This is a genomic window from Chryseobacterium sp. G0162 (assembly GCF_003815715.1).
GTDB lineage: Bacteria > Bacteroidota > Bacteroidia > Flavobacteriales > Weeksellaceae > Chryseobacterium.
Window position 1 is genome coordinate 3,932,799 of sequence record NZ_CP033922.1, and the last position, 19,272, is coordinate 3,952,070.

At 37.0% G+C, this 19,272-nt stretch carries 14 protein-coding genes; 4 read left to right on the forward strand and 10 right to left on the reverse strand.

Features of this window, described 5'->3' with window-relative positions:
• Positions 1-2: 2 nt before the first annotated feature.
• On the reverse strand, positions 3-2,126 hold the full coding sequence (locus tag EG344_RS17750) for a cation:proton antiporter (protein WP_123910704.1): 2,124 nt from the start codon (positions 2,124-2,126) through the stop codon (positions 3-5).
• Positions 2,127-2,132: 6 nt separating this feature from the next.
• Positions 2,133-2,696 (reverse strand): hypothetical protein, encoded by a 564-nt coding sequence (locus EG344_RS17755; protein WP_123910705.1) that lies wholly within the window; start codon positions 2,694-2,696, stop codon positions 2,133-2,135.
• A 239-nt stretch (positions 2,697-2,935) separates the two neighbouring features.
• On the opposite strand from EG344_RS17755, the gene EG344_RS17760 reads away from it, so the two are divergent.
• Positions 2,936-3,856, forward strand: coding sequence for an alpha/beta hydrolase (locus tag EG344_RS17760; RefSeq protein WP_123910706.1), 921 nt, complete (start codon positions 2,936-2,938; stop codon positions 3,854-3,856).
• 82 nt (positions 3,857-3,938) lie between these two features.
• Here the strand turns inward: EG344_RS17760 and EG344_RS17765 are convergent, their stop codons facing one another.
• Positions 3,939-4,847 (reverse strand): DMT family transporter, encoded by a 909-nt coding sequence (locus EG344_RS17765; RefSeq protein WP_123910707.1) that lies wholly within the window; start codon positions 4,845-4,847, stop codon positions 3,939-3,941.
• Between the two features lie 252 nt (positions 4,848-5,099).
• Between EG344_RS17765 and purE the strand changes: the two genes are divergently transcribed.
• Complete coding sequence (gene purE, locus EG344_RS17770; protein WP_123910708.1) at positions 5,100-5,603, forward strand: 5-(carboxyamino)imidazole ribonucleotide mutase; 504 nt, start codon at positions 5,100-5,102, stop codon at positions 5,601-5,603.
• 57 nt (positions 5,604-5,660) lie between these two features.
• Here the strand turns inward: purE and EG344_RS17775 are convergent, their stop codons facing one another.
• The 3 genes from EG344_RS17775 to ahcY form a co-directional block, all read right to left on the reverse strand.
• The gene (locus tag EG344_RS17775; protein WP_123910709.1) at positions 5,661-7,337 is read right to left on the reverse strand and encodes a BspA family leucine-rich repeat surface protein; all 1,677 of its coding nucleotides are present in this window, start codon (positions 7,335-7,337) and stop codon (positions 5,661-5,663) included.
• Positions 7,338-7,484: 147 nt separating this feature from the next.
• The gene (yiaA, locus tag EG344_RS17780; RefSeq protein WP_065392731.1) at positions 7,485-7,877 is read right to left on the reverse strand and encodes an inner membrane protein YiaA; all 393 of its coding nucleotides are present in this window, start codon (positions 7,875-7,877) and stop codon (positions 7,485-7,487) included.
• 171 nt (positions 7,878-8,048) lie between these two features.
• Positions 8,049-9,362: an adenosylhomocysteinase gene (gene ahcY, locus EG344_RS17785; RefSeq protein WP_123857086.1), complete on the reverse strand. Its 1,314-nt coding sequence runs from the start codon at positions 9,360-9,362 to the stop codon at positions 8,049-8,051.
• 165 nt (positions 9,363-9,527) lie between these two features.
• On the opposite strand from ahcY, the gene EG344_RS17790 reads away from it, so the two are divergent.
• Together EG344_RS17790 and EG344_RS17795 are read left to right on the forward strand one after the other, a co-directional pair.
• Entirely contained in the window at positions 9,528-10,046 is a 519-nt protein-coding gene (locus EG344_RS17790; RefSeq protein WP_123910710.1) for a HugZ family protein, read from the forward strand.
• Positions 10,047-10,248: 202 nt separating this feature from the next.
• Positions 10,249-10,863, forward strand: a complete 615-nt coding sequence (locus EG344_RS17795; RefSeq protein ID WP_123910711.1) for a 4'-phosphopantetheinyl transferase superfamily protein — start codon at positions 10,249-10,251, stop codon at positions 10,861-10,863.
• On the opposite strand, the gene EG344_RS17800 is transcribed toward EG344_RS17795, so the two are convergent.
• The 4 genes from EG344_RS17800 to porU form a co-directional block, all read right to left on the reverse strand.
• Positions 10,844-11,572 (reverse strand): hypothetical protein, encoded by a 729-nt coding sequence (locus tag EG344_RS17800; protein WP_123910712.1) that lies wholly within the window; start codon positions 11,570-11,572, stop codon positions 10,844-10,846. The genes EG344_RS17795 and EG344_RS17800 overlap by 20 nt on opposite strands.
• Positions 11,573-11,649: 77 nt before the next feature.
• Positions 11,650-13,905, reverse strand: coding sequence for an FUSC family protein (locus tag EG344_RS17805; RefSeq protein WP_123910713.1), 2,256 nt, complete (start codon positions 13,903-13,905; stop codon positions 11,650-11,652).
• A 238-nt stretch (positions 13,906-14,143) separates the two neighbouring features.
• Positions 14,144-15,292 (reverse strand): type IX secretion system outer membrane channel protein PorV, encoded by a 1,149-nt coding sequence (gene porV / locus EG344_RS17810; RefSeq protein ID WP_123910714.1) that lies wholly within the window; start codon positions 15,290-15,292, stop codon positions 14,144-14,146.
• Positions 15,293-15,351: 59 nt separating this feature from the next.
• Positions 15,352-19,248, reverse strand: coding sequence for a type IX secretion system sortase PorU (gene porU, locus EG344_RS17815; protein ID WP_123910715.1), 3,897 nt, complete (start codon positions 19,246-19,248; stop codon positions 15,352-15,354).
• Positions 19,249-19,272 lie beyond the last annotated feature (24 nt).

A 19,272-nucleotide genomic window follows, 5' to 3' on the forward strand; every position in this document is an offset into this window, starting at 1 on the left:
TCTTACTTAAATATTTTCTGTATTACATTTCCGATTTCCACAAAATCTCCATGATTACCTACAGAACGTATTTCAAGATTGTTTTTATCATATTCTGAGAATGGGAAAATCAAGAGATAATTATTATCATTCAAGTATTTGTTCAATAATTCTGGAATAAGCCTCATACGTGGAATATAAGATTGCATTCCGCGTTTGGCCATCAGAATGATCAGGGCTTCATCAGCTTTCAGCTGAGCTGCTGTTTTTTCACCATCCTGCCAGGTATTCATAATGATAAATTCAGCTTCTATATTAGCCTTTTTAATGATCTTTTGAAGGATATCCAGAATGTTTTCAGGGGCATAAAAGACAACGGAAGCTCCGGAATTTCTGGCGATGTTCCAAACCCTTAAAAGTGCATGGAAGAATCCTGCCTCTTTATGGGCATTCTCAGGTATCATTACAGCATATTTCTTAATCGTAGAAAGTGGCTGGGCAGCATGGTACACCAAGACGTTTACATCATCATTCTGAAGGTAACCGTTATAAAGATTGTAGACAAAGGAAGGAGAGAATCCTTTCTCATCCTCTAATCCGATAATCAAATCAGTAATTTTCTGTTCCTTAATAACGTTGTTTACCCCATTGATAACATCATTGTCATATCTTTTAAGAGCCTGTAATTTAACGTCTGCAGCAGCGGCTGTATCGGTGGCTTTATGAAGGAGTTTTTCAGCATTTTTTACAGATGATTCATTTTTATCTTCATTGATGACATTTAAAGCAAAAAGATCTTCTGTATTGGAATGTGCCTTAATCAGGATTCCCAGGTTCACCATTCTCTCCACAGTTTCTTCATGGTTAATAGCCAACAGGATATTTTCTTCCTCATGACTGTCTCCGGAAACAGTATCTTCATTATCTGTTTCAGCAATTTTTTGAGCACTGGACATGGAAATAAATGATGAAATCGTACACGAAATCAGAATCAATAAGATACTTCCGTTCAATACATGTTCATTCAATAATCTTATGGGTTCTCCAGTTTCAGTTTCGGAAAGAATAATATTATAACCTACCATCACTGTGGCTAGCGTTGCAGCGGCAGAAGCAGAACTTAACCCGAAAATAAGTCTTCCCTCTTCCTTCGTGAATTTAAACGTTTTTTGAGTGATTACTGCAGAGATATATTTACCACCGATGGATGCAACCAACATAATGGCAGCTACTTTTAAGGTTTCAAAACTTTTGAAAAATACGGTAAAATCAATCAGCATTCCGACGCTGATCAAAAAGAAAGGAATGAATATAGCATTTCCCACAAATTCTACCCTGTTCATCAAAGAAGAAGTGTGAGGAATTAACCTGTTTAATGCCAATCCGGCAAAGAAAGCCCCGATAATAGCTTCTACACCGGCAAGTTCAGCAAGCATAGCTGCCAGATAGATCATCACCAATACAAAAATATATTGTGAAATTTTATCCTCTACCTTTTTGAAAAACCAACGTCCTATAATGGGAAATAGAATCAAGACAATCAAGGCAAAAAGAATGAAAGAAACAGATAATTTAACCCAAAATGAGGTGCCGACATCTCCCTGAACCATTCCAACTACTACAGCCAATACCAATAATGTAGCAATGTCTGTAATCATCGTTCCTCCCACAGTAATATTAACCGCCTGGTTTTTTGCAATTCCCAGTTTACTGATAAGAGGATAAGTAATAAGAGTCTGCGAAGAAAACAGGCTGGCAAACAAAACGGAGGTTAACATTGAAAAATCCAGCAGATAATAAGCGCCCAGATATCCTAAGATAAATGGAAAGATAAATGCATATCCTCCATACCCCAGACTTTTCCATTTGTTTTTTTTGAAATCTCCCATATCGATTTCCAATCCTGCTAAAAACATAATATAAAGAAGTCCGGTAGTTCCGGTCACTACAATACTGCTGTCTCTGGATAATACATTAAATCCATTAGGACCAATAATAGCTCCGGCGATGATAAGGCCCAGAAGGTGGGGAACCTTAATTTTATTCAGTAATAAGGGAGCCGCAAGGATGATAATCAGTACTAATAGGAACTTCAGTACCGGATCCTCTATGGGAAGGCTCAGATTGTGTATACTCAGTAAAGTCATAGGTGTTTATTTGGTGGAACGTACTAATTCAACAGAGAACTTAGCGGTACAGCCATCAGAAGTAATGGTTCTTGTTCCCTTGATCTTGCTGTCAGAAATATCATTAAGCAGAACGCTCATTTCTACATTCTTTTTAGCGGTGGAATCTGTTTTGAAAGAAAGCCTGATCTCATTATTCTCGAATTTACCGGAATAAAGTCTTACCAGATTATTATTATTGATGATTTTGGTAACAGGTTGGGTAGAATCATTATCGAACTCCCAAAGATCTGTACGCTGGTCTCCTACAGCATAATCACTGCAATTGGATTCTGTACAGATTACTTTTCCGTTCCATGGGCCGGAGATTTCTGCAGGCCATGTGGCAATGACCACAGAATCTTTTTTAGCAAAAATACTATCTCTCATTTTTAAAAGCGACTGGTATTCAGACTCTTTTTTGGCGAACGTTTTTTCTTTTTCCAATAATTGTTTTTCCCTGTCCGTCAGGTTCTTCTCTTTTTCCTTGTAATCACAGCTTACCAGCATAAAAGAAGCAGCAAGAAGGATGAAAAATGTGTTTTTTAGCATGTTGTATAGGTTGAGTATACAATATAAGAAAAATGCAAAGAATATGAAAATCGATCTTTCTGTGTTTTTTCATTTTTTAGGTTGGAATCTGAATCCTATATTTTTTGTAAATTGGTAATAATCTTCTGTTTATCTCTTGATTTTTTTCTCAATATGTGTTATTTTTAATGTTACAATTTGGTGGTAGGATGACATGAATTCTATCCATCTTATAGTATTGTTAAGTAAAGCTCAAAGAAATGAAAAATACATTTTGGATTATCTTTCTTTTTTCAAATTTATCTTTCGCACAGAACAACGCTGAAGTTTCAGGTGTTTTGCCGACCATTACTCTTTGGACAAAAATACCGGATGGACCCGGCCCAAAAGGAGGAGAAATTATTTCATCAAAAGGTTCTTTGACCAATATTAGTACCTCTAAATTGATTATTCATCAGCCTGCTGACCCTAATGGAATTGCAGTTTTGGTAATAAGTGGAGGTGGATATGCCCATATTGAATCCGGTTCCGAAGGCAATCCTACAGGAGAGTGGCTGAAATCACAGGGGATTACAGCTTTTGAATTGATATACAGACTGCCTGGTGAAGGTTGGGAAACTGAATCAGTCCCTTTTCAGGATGCTCAACGTGCCTTACGAATCATCAGAAGTAATGCAGAGAAATATAAAATTGATCCTGATAAGATAGGTGTTTTGGGCTTTTCTGCAGGGGGTCACCTCGCGGGTTATATTTCTTCTACTTTTGACAAAATATACTATCCATTACAGGATGCCATCGATCAAGTTTCAGCCAGACCAGACTTTACAGCAATGATTTATCCTGTTGTATCTATGCTTCCGCCTAATAACAAGACCCATTCTTTTAAATCATTATTGGGGAAATCATCAGAGACAAAAGATCAGATAAAATATTCTGTTGAGAAGCAGGTAACAGTACAAACTCCAATCACCTTTCTGGCACAGTCTGAAGATGATCCTATTTCATCAGTCGAAAACAGTATCCTTATGTATCAGGCCTTGAAGGACCATAAAGTTTCTGCGGAATTACACTTGTTTCAATCCGGAGGGCATGGCTGGGGATTGGGTAAAAAAGATACCAATACGGGTGAATGGACAAATTTGTTTTTAAACTGGTTAAAGATCAATGGAATCTACAAATAATGTATAGTTTGAACAATTATAGAACCCTTACTGAAGACCATTGAAAAAAGAAGAATTCATTTTCTCATACTCATTGATTATCTTATGCAGTCACCTTTTGCCTTTTAAACATTTCCGGTTTATAATTAATGATGAATACTCCGCAAATAATTAAGGCAGCAGCCAGAATAAATTTGAAAGAGATCTGTTCATCCATAATCAGCCAACCCAGGAATATGGCAATAATGGTATTGATATAAGCCAATATGGAAACCTGTACCGGAGAGATTTTGGTCAAAGCATAATGGAATGCAAAAAAAGCTGCTACAGAACCAAAAATAGATAGGTATAACATTGCTGAAATACTTTTTAAGGTCCAGTTTCCGAAGTTATAGTTCTCTGAAAATAGAAAAGCCAGGATGATCTGAACAATTCCTGCAAACAGGAACTGGTAAAACAGATTAAGGGTGATATTTCCGCTTTGGATATTCAGTTTCTTGGTGAAAATTGTTCCAGATGCCCATCCGGAAATGGCACAAAAAAGGAAGATCATTCCCATTCTGTAATCGGGGTTGGCGAGATCCTGCAGGCCGTCCCAGAAAATAAAAAGAATTCCACTGAAGCATAATAGAACACCGAGAAAAGCCCGGATGCTGAATTTTTGTAACCCAACGGCTACACTTCCCAAAAATACGAGAATGGGAGAGCAGGCACTAATAAGTGATGCCAGACTGCTTGATACGGTTTCTTCCGCAACAGTAGTCATTCCGTTAGCGATAACTAACATCAAGGTGGCAAATACAATCTGGTAACCCAAACTTTTCCAGCCAATCCATTTGAATTCCTTTCTTGAAAGAAGAACAATAAGCATAATAATAGAGGCTAAAAACTGACGGATTCCTGCTACAAACCATGCCGGGATGGTTTCTACAGCCACACGAATGGCTAAAAATGTAGTTCCCCAGACAAAAGCAACGGTGAGAACAGCGAAAATAAGTTTATAATCTTTCAAAGTAAATGAAGTGTAACAAACAAATGTAGCTGTTTTTTTATGATACTGATGGGTACAGTTGAGATGATTTTCTGTGATACAGATGAAAGGGGAGGAGGTCCGGAAGATGGAAGCTATAGCAGTTTTTTAGAAATTGCACTATGAATGAATAGGTATTGTGTTGTTCGGAAATATATTTCCAGCTTTCCAGTCTGCTAACTTCCAGCTTTAAAATTTAATTTTTTATCTTTGAGCATCTAATAAAAATTGAAGATGGTAGGTATTATTATGGGCAGTCAGAGTGATCTGCCGATCATGGAACAGGCTGCAAATTTCCTTAAAAGTTTGGATATTCCTTATGAATTGACTGTAGTTTCAGCGCACAGAACACCGGAAAGGATGTTTGATTATGCAAAAACAGCTCAGGAAAGAGGACTGAAAGTGATTGTTGCCGGAGCTGGAGGAGCAGCTCATCTTCCGGGAATGGTGGCAAGCTGTACAACACTTCCTGTAATTGGAGTACCAATTTTGTCAAGCAATTCTATTGACGGGTGGGATTCTGTACTTTCAATTCTTCAGATGCCGGGTGGAATTCCGGTGGCAACCGTAGCGTTGAACGGAGCATTGAATGCCGGAATTTTAGCTGCTAAAATTATTGGAAGCGGTAATGAAGAAGTAGCTGCTAAACTTCAAAAATATCAAGATTCTTTGAAAGATAAAGTATTGGGGACTGTGGAAGACATCAAAGCCCAGCATCCTAATCATTTTGATCAATAGTTGACCTCTGAACTCAATATATAAAAAGCCTCACTTCTCAGCGAGGCTTTATTATTTCTATTTTTTAATGAATTTTAAAGATTGAGTATTGTTTTTCAATTGAAGCTGTAAGATATAGTTTCCAGGAGCTAAGTCTTGAATATTGATTTGTTCATTCACCAGACTTCCTTTAATAATAATTCTGCCAGCCGGATCCAGGATGGTATAACGATCGGCATGAGTGTTTTTCGTATAAATGATATCTGTTGCAGGATTAGGGTAGACACCTGCTTTATTATCTGTTTTTATATCAGAAGTTCCAAGTTGAGATGCACATTCCGGATTATAAGTATCTCCCGTGATCGTCCAGCCTTTGTAGTTTATCAGATAGTCTCTTGCTGTAACAGCTTGTGGGGTTGAATAAACAAGAGGTGAGACAGGTGAAATATTAACAGTATTAGATATTGATTGATTTTGACTCCATCCATAAAGAGTACTGTTGTAGTTCTGGCAGCTAATAGCCGTATTTTTGATAAGGCTGGTTGCTGTTTGTAAAGAATTGAGTTTCCAGTTCCCTAAATTTTGATTAAAAGTTTCTGCATCACTAAACATACCAACCATGTTTCTCACAGAGCTTACGTCCCATCCGCTAATATTTTGATTGAATTTTTTTGCTCCGCTAAACATATTGGACATGTCTTTTACATTGCTTACATTCCAGTTTGAAAGATTACTGTTGAATTGTTCAGCCATAAAAAACATATCTCTCATCAATTTCACATTACCCGTATTCCAGGTATTGATGTCCTGGTTAAAATCTGTGGCAAATTGGAACATGGCGTGCATATCAGTGACATTTGAGGTATTCCAGTTTCCTATGGGTTGATTAAATTTTGCAGCATTGACAAACATCAGTTCCATTTGAAGGTTATTGGACATATTCCAATTCCCAATAGGCTGATTAAATTCAGAAGCATATAAAAACATGGAAGTTGTAGTTGTCACTTTAGAGGTATCCCAGTTTCCTATGGGTTGATTGAATTTTTGTGCCATTAGAAATGTGGTTCCCATTGAGGTCACATTTGAGGTATTCCAGTTTCCTATAGGCTGGTTAAATAGGTAGCATGCATTGAAGGTTCCTGCCAAGGAGGTAACATTGGAGATATCCCAGTTATTGATGGTAGGGTTTCCCACCAGATTATGACAGGAATAAAACATGAGAGACATATTGGTTACCTCAGAAAGATCAGGAGTATCAGTTGCCGTAATATCGAGATTCTGACAACGATAAAATGCCTGTTGCATGGAAGCCCATTTTATACCTCCCCATTGTTCAACGTTTATTATTTTAAATAAATCTCCTACGATATCAAGAGGTTGATTTCCGGTGACTGCCTGAGAATTCATAAATTGTATTTGATTGAAACTTCCATTCCCGTTACTTATTTTTACCCGGTAAGTGGCATCCGAAGGAATAGGATTTAATGGGTGTCCAAAATCGATAAGTATTTGATAATCGGAAGATACATTCGATATTGTAGCATTGTGGGCTGGATAATCTATTTCTTCCCAATAGATGTTGTAATCGGTTCCTTTTCCGGGCATCCAGATCTGATTCTCATTAGAGTTATATGGAATTCCTATAGAAGAAGATGGCGGAAGGCTTGGCTTCCAGACTGTGATAAACTCATTTTGAGCTTTTATCATCTGAAAGAATGCAATAAAAAGCAGAAATGGTAAAATTTTTTTATGCATATTAATATTTTGTGAAATGAATATAGCTAAAATAAAATAAATGTTTATTTTTTAATACTCCGTAAGCAGGTGATGTATTTTTATACTTTGAATAGTATGAAATTGGTGTAAAATAAAAAACTCTCCGGCATAGGGAGAGTTTTTGAATTATTCCTGAAGCATATTGTCTCTGGTATTCTTCTGAACGGCAATAGCGCCAAAAAGTGCCAGAAGGAAAGCGAAGGCATAAAATCCTTTTTCACTTGGGAGTATGGTAGCATTCCAAAGCCCGATAGCCAATAATACGATGGAGGACAGGGTAGCAAACCAGCAGATTCCATAATAAATATCCGTTACCTGGATGTTTTCTAATTTATCACGTACAGCTTTCTGTAAAGAAACAACAGCAAATAGACCATATAATAAGATCGTAAAATAGTAACCTTTCTCATTCAGCTGCATTTCTGCTCTTGCAAGACCTACGATATAACCAATCATTCCTGCTCCCAATGCGACCCAAGAGGCTGCGACAAATGCATTTGATACTCTTTGTTTTTTCATGAATTTAATGTTTTGTTTAAAGAGCTAAATATATTCATTTTTTGTTAACATTATCACCATTTCGAGAAAATATGGGTAAAATACGGAGCTTCGGAAATATTGTTTTACTTGGTTGAAACAAAAAATCCCACTATTTCAAAATAGTGGGATAATATCATATTATTATTAATCTTAGTATCTGTAGTACTCAGGCTTGAACGGCCCTTTTACGTCTACTCCGATATACTCAGCCTGCTCAGGAGAAAGTGTTTCAAGCTCTACGCTTAATTTCTTAAGGTGTAAAGCGGCAACTTTTTCATCTAAGTGCTTAGGCAGCATGTATACTTCGTTTCCATAAGCAGCAGAATTGTTCCATAGCTCGATCTGTGCCAAAGTCTGGTTAGAGAAAGAGTTAGACATTACGAAACTTGGGTGACCTGTAGCACATCCAAGGTTTACCAATCTTCCTTCTGCAAGGATGATTACTTCTTTTCCTTCGATGGTATAGATATCTACCTGAGGCTTCACTTCAGATTTAGTAGAACCGTAGTTTTCATTTAACCAAGCCATATCGATTTCGTTATCGAAGTGACCGATGTTACAAACGATAGCCTTATCTTTCATCTTAAGGAAGTGTTCTCCTCTTACGATGTTGAAGTTACCTGTTGTAGTGATGACAATATCTGCGTTATCTACCACAGTATCTAATCTTTTTACTTCATACCCATCCATTGCAGCTTGAAGCGCACAGATTGGATCAATTTCAGTAACAGTAACGATAGAACCAGCTCCTCTGAAAGAAGCAGCAGTCCCTTTACCTACGTCTCCGTATCCGCAAACTACCACTCTTTTTCCAGCTAACATGACGTCAGTAGCTCTTCTTACAGCATCTACTGCAGATTCTTTACATCCGTATTTGTTGTCGAATTTAGATTTAGTTACAGAGTCGTTTACGTTGATAGCCGGCATTACCAAAGTTCCGTTCTTCATTCTTTCGTACAATCTGTGTACTCCGGTAGTTGTTTCTTCAGAAAGTCCTTTGATATCTTTTGTAAACTCTGGGTATTTATCAAAAACCATGTTGGTTAAATCTCCACCATCATCAAGGATCATGTTCAATGGCTTTCTGTCTTCACCAAAGAATAAGGTCTGCTCAATACACCAGTCAAAGTCTTCTTCATTTAAACCTTTCCAAGCATAAACCGGAATTCCTGCAGCAGCAATAGCAGCAGCAGCGTGGTCCTGTGTAGAGAAAATATTACAAGATGACCAAGTAACTTCAGCTCCTAAAGCTACCAATGTCTCGATAAGCACAGCCGTTTGGATCGTCATGTGAAGACATCCAGCGATTCTTGCTCCTTTAAGCGGTTGAGACGGTCCGTACTCTTCACGGATAGCCATCAAACCTGGCATTTCTGCTTCTGCAAGGGTGATTTCTTTTCTTCCCCATTCTGCAAGGGAGATATCCTTAACTTTATAAGGAACGTATTGTGTTGTTGTACTCATATGTAATGAATAAATTTAAATTCAATTGATAACGAAAGGCAAAATTACAATTTATAATTAAGATAAAAAAACGGCAGTTCAATTTCAGTTTCATGAGATTAAACATGATTTAAAATTATTTAGTCTTAATATAAATAACTACTTTTATCTGACAAATACTATATTATGAATACTACCCATACAGAGAAAAAGGCAAAGCCTGTCGCTCCTAAAGTAAAGGAGCTCATTGAAAGATCGAAAAGTGTAATTCTTGCTACTGTAGACGCAGAAGGAACTCCTAATTCAAGTTATGCACCGTTTGTTCAGGTTGATAATACGTTTTATATTCTGGTTTCCTTTATGGCAAAACATACCAAAAATCTTTCTGAAGGAAGAAAAACCTCAATCATGTTTATCGAAGATGAATCTGCTACCAAACAGATATATGCAAGAGAGCGTTTAACAATAGAAGCTAGCACTTCCCAGATTGAAAGAGATTCAGAAACATGGAATAATGTAGTGGCAAAATTAAAAGAAACTCATGGGAAAGTAGTGGATGTCATTTCTGGAATGGGTGATTTTATTTTAATTGCATTACAGCCAACAAAAGGTTCTTATGTAAACGGATTCGGAAGTGCTTACTTTGTGGATGCCAATCTGGAAATTTTAGAACATAGAAATGATGTGAATCATCAGTCTAAATAAATAAGAAGGGAAGCTGGAAGAGGGAAGCAGGAAGTTATAGGTTTTTAAACTCATTAAAAGTCTGCTTTTTTAGGGATTTTCTAAATAAGTTGACGCTTGTTTTATCAACCCTCCTTACTTCCATCTTCCGGCTCCCATCTTCCATCCTTGCCCTATTTTCTCTTTCCGCTTCTTTTCACTATTTTTACCGAATAAAAAAAGAATGCCCCTTTACCGAGATTTTTCAGATGATAATGCCACGATTTTAGTTTGGAAGTACGATGAAAGTGAAGAACTTGATATCAACGAACTTCTGGAACCGGAAAATGCTGAAAAAGTAAAGGATTACCATCCTAAAAAACTCTTAGAAGTATTGATGGTCCGTAAGCTTCTGAAAGGATTAAAACCTGGCTCCAAAATTCTTTACAATGAAAGAGAACCTTTTCTTTCTCCCAAGGATGCAGAAATCTCCATCACCCATTCTTTCCCGTTTGCAGCTATTGCTATTTCTAATAATAAAATAGGAATAGATGTTGAAAAGTTCAATCCCAAGATTTTAAGAGTGATTGATAAATTCACCTATGAAAATGAAAGAGGGTTTATTCCTGAAGATAAAGCCGATACTTTTTACACCATTATCTGGAGCGTAAAGGAAAGTATGTATAAGATCCATCATTCTAAATATTGGTCATTGAAGAAAAATTATGAAGTAAAACCTTTTGAGTTGAAACATCTTCATAAAATCAGCTGCCGGGTGTATGATGAGCAGTTTTCAGATGAATTTAAAGCCAGAGTGGAATTTTTTGATGACTATTGTTTTACGATTGTGGAGGAGTAACCTGTTTCTGTTTTAATAGCTGTCGTATTGAAACCAAATGCCCAAAAAGAACGACTGGAACAATAAAAGTAGGAAGCCAGCTAAATGGAAAATATAATATGGCAATATTTGGCTGATAAAAGGCGATCTTCTGTAATGGTGATGGAGCTGAAAGAAACGCTATGATAACGATATTGAACAGCAACGCAAGTCCTATAATATTCCAGCATAAAATCATATTCCTGCTTATTTTTGACATCCTGATTCCATAGTAAGCAATAAATGGAGCAGAAATACCTATCAGAATATCAAAGTTGATCCCTTTAAATGTCATCATCTCCGGTACCATTTTATAGAGGAATAATTTATGCAGGGTTATTTCAACAAAGATCCTTATTATATTAAGGTAAGTAATATGTAACAGTGACAGGCTGTCGATAAAGAGTTTTCCCTTTTCAAGATTAAAAATAAGTAGAATACCTAAAATCGGCGGAAGGATTCCAAACAGTACAATTTTTGGTGGCAGTGAATTTAAATTGCTATTATAGATACCATTCAGAGATAAAGCAGCTTGAATCATCAGCCAAGAAATCAGGATAAGGAAGATCATTCCGGTCCTGGATTTTACAACCTTTGAATCAGAATTTTTGACTATCCAACAAAATAGAAGGAGGGTGACAAGGGTGATGATTCCAAACAGGAATGAAATAGGAAGTGGCAAATTTTCCATGGTTGATTTTTAACTAAGATATTACAATTCGTTAAAAATCTGGTTGCCGTAAGACAAGAAACCTCAAAGATGTAATGTTAGGATTCTTCCACTTTTTCAGCTCTGTATTTTTCGATTACTTTTCGTTGCTCTTTAGCCACATCATAAATCAGTTCCAGAATATCATGGATATTCTTAAGCTCTGTTAAGTGGGATATTTTATCAGGATCTCTTCGGTCAACAATCTCATTTTCCTCAATCTCTGTCTTTCTTTTCAGCAGCATATCTTCAATGGAAGAGTCTTCCGGTTCCAGGCGGCTTTCCATTCTAAGAGTCTCAGTAATATCATCTCCATTTAATAAAGTTGAGGTTTGCTGCATTTCAGCCTCTATTTTTCGGCTCCAGCTTTCTGCGTCTATTTCGGGATATTGCTCATTGCTTTTAGAGTATTGAGACAAAGAAGCAGTATAAGCGGTGACAAGATGCGAGGTAGCTACAAACTGGTGAACCACTTCCAACTTTTTCTGCTGATTTTTAGGATCCGAAATCATTCTCTGGAAATTATCAGAAAGATTGGCTAATGAAATGATGGCATTTTTTCGCTTTACTTTATAGTCTTCAATATCAAAATTTCCCTGTAAGAATTTAGACATTACGCTTTGGAAATAGATGAGGTTATCAGCTGCAGATTTTTTCATCAGATCCAGATTTTGGGTATGCTCCCAAACAGGCAATACAATATAAGATACTGCAAATGCTATAATTCCTGCAATGGCCGTATCTACAACTCTGTCTTTGAAAATAATATTTACTTTTCCGGGATTTAAAAAATTAAAACTCAGAAAAACATAGATGGTCATGAAAAGTACTGCCCAAAAATATCGTCCCTTCAAAAAGCTGAAGCACATAATCATGCTGATCAGCAGAATCGCAAACAAAACACTATTGATATGTATGAAATGCAGGATGATATAAGCAATGGTGGCTCCGGTAACCGTTCCGTAGAGACGCAGCAGGTTTCTTTGCTTGGTGATGGAGTAGGCCGGCTTTAGAATGGCTGTAATGGTAATTAATATCCAGTAGGTATGTCCCAATCCCAGAAAATCAAACATAGAAAAAAGATATCCAACCAGCAGGGCTGTTGTAATTCTTATGGCATGGCGGAAATGGGAAGAGGATAATGAAATATTATTCCTTAAAACCTTAGAGTTCAGTTTGGGTTCATTAGGCATGAACTTCTTTAAGTCTAACCCTGTGGATAGACTTTTTGCCAACTTTACGTCCTGTGAAAATACTTTGTAAATCTCATTGATCTCCTTGGTAATTTCGTTGATACGCATCAGGATCTGACGCAGAACCATGAAGTTTTCCAGACTGTCAGGAGAGAGTTGTTTGTTTCTAAGTTCGAAATAATTATAGTTGAGGTTTTTTAATTCCAGTTCAAGGTTAAACATTGGTTTTGCCCGTGTTCCGCTTTGGAGAGCAATTCCGATATTGGTAATCTCTTCAGCCAGCAGATTAAGATAATCATGAATATTGACCAGGATCATGCTGTCTTCAAAGCTTTGCTGCAGCTTCTGATAGTCACTTTCAGAAGTCATCAGCTTTTCATGAAGGTCCATTGAATTCAGGAACATCAGCATCAATAAACGACTGGTCGTGGTAGATTCGTTAACGATGGTTCTTGTTTTAAAAACAGTTTCCCTGGTATCTTCCTGAAGGTTTTTTATTTCAATCTGTTTGGCAATCACCTGAGTGGTAAGTTTGTCAAAATCAGGATTCTTCTGATAATAACTGGCTTTGATTTTTAAAAATTCGGCCAATTGAAGATAGTTTTCACCAATCATCTGACCCGCCAATTTATAAGGACGAATTGTTGTTACGACAAGAAATATCAACAAAAACCAGATACATCCACAGGCAAAAATAAGGAGGCTTTTAAAAATATCCGCTCCTGTAAGATGCCCATCGATAAAGATGGCCAGTACTACCAATGATAATGAACCCACCGCAGCGAGGCGCTGGCCATAGACTCCAATTAAGGAGAAAAACATCCCGAAGACTATGATCTCGAATAATACCAAGATCTTAAAATTCATCACCAGACTGGCAATCAAAGCTACAAAGACAAAACAGCAAATGGCAAATGCCAATGCATTTCTTCTTCTGATAAAAGGTCCGGGCTGATCCGTAAGGGCTACAAAACTGGTTCCGAGAGGAAAGAGAAAGTATTCTTTTAAAATTCCAAAGTGAGCAAGAACTAAACATGGGAGAACAGTAGCCAGTGTAATTCTGATAGCAGAATACAGATATTGACTGGTTACAAATTTTTTTAGCTCCGCCGAATAGTTCATATTACAAAAATAGCTATTGAATTTAGAAAAATCGCCATAAAGGATAGACTTTTATAAACTTAAATGTTATATTTTTTTAATAAAGAAAACAAGGTTCTTGTCAATAATGAATTTTTGGTTCGCCAAGTGGCCAGAAGGGAATAGAATTTACCGGATGTAGTGACATGATGAGCAGAGTCAAGGGAATAAAAAAAGCCTCATACCATATGGATGAGGCTTTGTATAATTGTGGAATATATTAGCGATCGTTGTTGGACGTTTCTTCACCAATGTTCCAGGTAAGCCCGAAACGAAGAGTGTTATCCAATGCTGTATTCACTTTAGACATATTGATCAGATAAGAAAGATCCAATCCGAAAGAACGGTATTTCAATCCGATACCTGCAGTAGCGAACTGTCTTGCTCCCTGTTCTTCACTTTCATGGAAGTAACCTCCTCTTACTGAGAAAGCATTGTCATAGGAATATTCTAAAGCACCACTATACATGATACTGTTTGGGTTTTTGAATGATTTTCCGATACCGGCTATTGGACCTACATTTGGAATTTCATATTTAGGCCTTCTGTAGGCATCTACTCCTACATATTCGGATCCCGGTACCAAAAGTTTTGAACCTTCAAAGGAAATCCCGAGTCTGTTCAGGTCATCCATATACATATCATACCCAATCCCTAATCTTGCCATTGTTGGAAGATAAGATCTTGATTCTTCATTTCCGGTATAGTCAAGCTTTGGACCCAGGTTTTGGATGGCCAAACCTGCATTAAATTTACCGTCATATCCTCCGAAACTTGAAAATCTTTCAGAAGTATAGTATGCTGAAATATCTACGGCAAAAGAGTTTGCTGCTTTAAGTGTATTATCTGTATTGAATCCTCCGGCTAAGTCTGAACGGATAAATCTACCCGTTACAGCCATGGAGTAGGAGTCTGAAAGTTTCAAACCATAAGCTACATCAATGGAAAATTCATTAGGCTTTGATACCCCGTTTGAAGTAACATCATTACCTACTAATTGAGTAAGGTCTACTTCCCCCATATTGAAATAATAGATACTCGCGGAAATGGTAGATCTTTCATCCTGCCCAAGGAATTTATGGAATGCTCCGTATAATAAGAATACATCATTGGTTAGCTTTCCCATATAAGGTGTATAGCTAAGACCTACGGAAGAACTTGTTCTGCTGAAAGGATATTTAGCTGCATTCCAGAATTGTGAGAATGCATCAGGAGAGGTTACTACCCCTTGATCTCCCATACCTCCCGCTCTTGCATCTGGCGCAATTCTCAGGAAGGGAGCTCCGGTAAGTACGGGGTTTATCTGTGAATAGCCTAGAAAACCAGCACTTAACCCAAGTCCTAAAAGCAGTTTAGTAGTTAAATTCATATGTTGTCTTTTATATATTATCAGTTTTTTATAATTTTTATTGTCTATGTATTACTTAATTATTTCAAAAGTACCATTTTTTCTACAGCTGTGGCACTTCCTTTGCATTTTTCTTGGTTTTGACTTTTTGCAAATATCTTAAAAATATATGTACCTTTTGCAACGGTAGCCCCAAAATCATCTTTTCCATCCCATTCTATGGCCTGACGAGGGGTTCTAAAGCCTTGTAGGAAAGGTTCTGCAACTACCGGCTGAGATAAAGTTTTTACCAATCTACCCGTTATGGTATAAATCTGTACATTCACATCCAGAATATCATCACAATTGTGTTCAAACTGAATATACGTTTTATTGGTGAATGGATTTGGCCAGTTCAGTGGACGGTTGATCGTCAGATGCTGGTCAGCTTCATCTTTAACCTCAAAATTTAACGTGGTTGTTGTCGAATTATTGTTTATATCCCAAACTTTAAATGTTAATTGGTGTTGTCCGACTGGCAGATTTCTGAATGGGTAGCTTACATTTCCTTTTTGGTATTCTGCAAGACTTGGATTTAAGCATCCGTTTCCTTCTCCCGGTGAGTAGAAATCATTAAGAATAACGGTATTGATAACCTGACCGTCTAAATATACTGTAATATCATGACCTACACCTGATCCTGTAGAATTAATTCCCGTATCATCAGTAAGACAAGCCAGAAGCATTGGATTCTGATTGGTAATTCCACCATCTGCAAAGTTGGTGTTATTCATATACAGTTTTACTTTTGGCGGCTGATTGTCATTAATTCCGTTAGGATTGATATCTCCAACCTGAACAGCCTGATTATTGAATACATCGGTTACCTTATTATCAGCATATCCTAATATTCTTCCTTCACCAACAGTATAGTTGATATCTTTAGGAACATAGAATTCTGCAGTGAAAACACCGTTTACAGCTATTCCGGAAGCCTTTACAATAGCACTTCCTTCTTCTGTATAATTTAATACAGGGTATGGCCAGTTATTGTTATTCAGGGTCTTTTTATTCAGTCTTTTATCAAAAATATTAATAGAAACTCTTCCGTTGAAGGTATTGTTTAAAGTACCGTTAGGATTGTTGATATGGCCTTTTATTTTAACGAAGTCAAGTCCTCTGATCAATCCGGGAACCGGAGTTTCAATATCATCAATGGCTAATAACCTTTGAGGTCTGCTCAGTTTCATAGCCGGATCGCCCAGTAGATTTACTCTTAAATGATTAGCGTTGACCCCTTTTTCTTTTTTTGCATTTAAATGAGCGTAACCTAACGTATTAAAGTCGTCATTTGTTAATTTAAATATATTTCTGGTGAAAATATCTGTGAAGTCACGTCCATAATCAATTCCGATAGCACGGCTGGAAGTAATCATTGTAGCTGGACCTCCCTGTTTAAGTTTTATAAACTGCTCTCCTGCAGAATTGGTAGCAGGCTCATCCCATAATGTAAATTCGCAGGTTATAGTAGATACGAACGGGAATCTGCTGTATACATTAGAGAAGTTATTAGAATTTTGAATCTCAGTACTTGTTAAAACTCTTTCCTGAGCCCAGCCATTAATTCCTCCGTGGCCAAAATAGAACAGGTATAAACTGTTTCCTATACTGTTGGAGATGGCCTGGTTCACCTGTGGATATCTCGGTCCTCCCGCAGTACTTTGTACTGTAAAAGCATCCTGATATAGTTTTTTTACATTATATTCTTTTAGTGGCTGTACTCCTGGTTGTTCAAATACATTCACCAATGCACTGTTCATCACATTATGGAAAGGACCTCCGCCTTCCTCGTTATCATCCACCACAAAATCAAGTCTCATTCTCCAATCACCAAAAGGACTGGATTGCCCCGGAAGGGCATTGTAATAAGCCAGCGTTTTATCAATCATGTTAGCTGCCTCAGTATTATTGGCTGCCGGAATTCTTCCTACAGGAAGGTTGGGGAGATTGTATATTATATTATTTGCTGTCTGAGGCTGGGTCATTACGATATAGTCATCTGTAACGAAGGACTGTACGTAATCTGAAGAATGTTCACTTTGATAAGCCGAGACAATATTGTTATTATTGGAAATTCTGTTTTTATAATCATAAGAAGCATCTCCAAGAATAAATACATATTTAAGCCTTCCTTCCGGAGTGTTTAATTTGGTAACAAAATCTCTTACTGCGGTAAGGTCCTTACTTCCGTTTCCAAATTCTTCATAGACCTTATTAACATCTACAATTTCTACTTTGTAATTATTTTTTGTCTGATGATAATTCGCCAGTCTTTGTGCCTGTCCCATCAGTTCAGGTACAGTAAGGATCAGGTAATCGATATTGCTGATCGCAGAAAGATTCTGATTGGCAATTCTTCCTACAAACTGTGGTGTAAAAGCGGCATCAGCACGGAATGCTACAAATTCATTGTTGAAATTCTGATCAGAAGCAGTATAAGCAAAATTGAAAGAACCAGCTCCTGCCTTATTCACTCTTCTGTTTGCATTCGTAATATCGGTAACATCCCATACCTGTTCCAGGCCGGACGTATTAGAAATACTGAATCCATAATCCGTATTGCTTCCACTTACAATAGAGTAGTCTCTGAAATTCATCTGAGAGCCATTGAAGGCAAGATTCTCTTTGTACTGAACTTCAAGGTAGTCAAAGTAGAAGGTACCATTTGGGTTTTTAGAGATATCCGGAGTGTATTTCAAGGTAATCTGATTTCCTGTCTGATTGGTAATACTTCCGTTATATCTCATAGGATAGAAAATATACGAATACGTTGGTTCATCAGTAGGAACACTATTCTGATATGGATTCTGACCGTTAATTTTAATGTCAATAGAATTCTGTTGAGATCTGTATCCTATTATCTGTGATCTGTATTTTATAACATCTGTAGACTGAATAGGAGAATTAGTAGTAAGAGTGATCGTCTTTTCTGTCGTGAAAGGAGGGTCTTCTACCCATATTCTTCCTACTTTCAATAAATTATTCTGATCATTGTTGATGACCTGGTAGTTATCATACCGGGTAATCATTTGAGCGGGTAAGTTCCCGTCTATAGTAGCCACTCTTTTTCCTGCTCCTTTATCAAAATTGATATAATAATAGGAAAAGTCATCATATATATTTTTGAGGTTATTACTGGAATCTGATCTTGTCTCTTTTCTTTTGAACCCCTGCCCATTATTGGTATCATAAAGGTTGTATCCATTGGGGCCTTGTGCATAGAATAAGGCATAGTCATTATCATTCCATACTCCATCATCTTCACCCACTACCTGAATGGCATTTTCCTGTAAGGAATTATATCGTGGGTCCTGATTGAACTCAGGCAGCATAATACCTCCGTTTCCATAAATTCTCATATTTTTTGGATTTACAGAAGCAGGGTTGATGCCATTATCTCTTAAAAATTGTGCTGTAATTTTAAATACTCCGGATTTGTCAACCTTTATTTTGTAAAAGTTACCACTGGCAAGAGGGTTGCCGGTAGTTCCTATTTTATTGACACTTCCAAAAGTGTTAATTGGAGTAGAGGCTTCAGAAACATTAAACGAAGATAATCTTTGAACACCTCCTTTTGTCTTTTTGAACAAAGCTACACTGATGCTGGCATATCTCTCCCCATCTAATGTATAATAAGTAACTTCTGCAATATCACGTTCAGGAAGTCCTCCTTTGTCTAATTCGAATAAATCCTGGTTGGAAACACCATCCCAGGCAAGGTCAGAAACTTTTAGCTCCTTTTCTCCGATTTTTTGCTTTGTTACTATAAAAACGTTATTTTGGTTAAAAGAAAAACCTTCATTTTTAAAATTTGGAAGATTTATTTTTGTGTCACCAAAGTCCTGAATTTTAGATCCATTCCATTCTATAGTGTTTCTTTGTGCGTAAAGTGTTGATGCAAAAGCGATTAAAGATAAAAGCGTGACTTTTCGTTTCATGTTTATTATTGAAATTGCTAAATT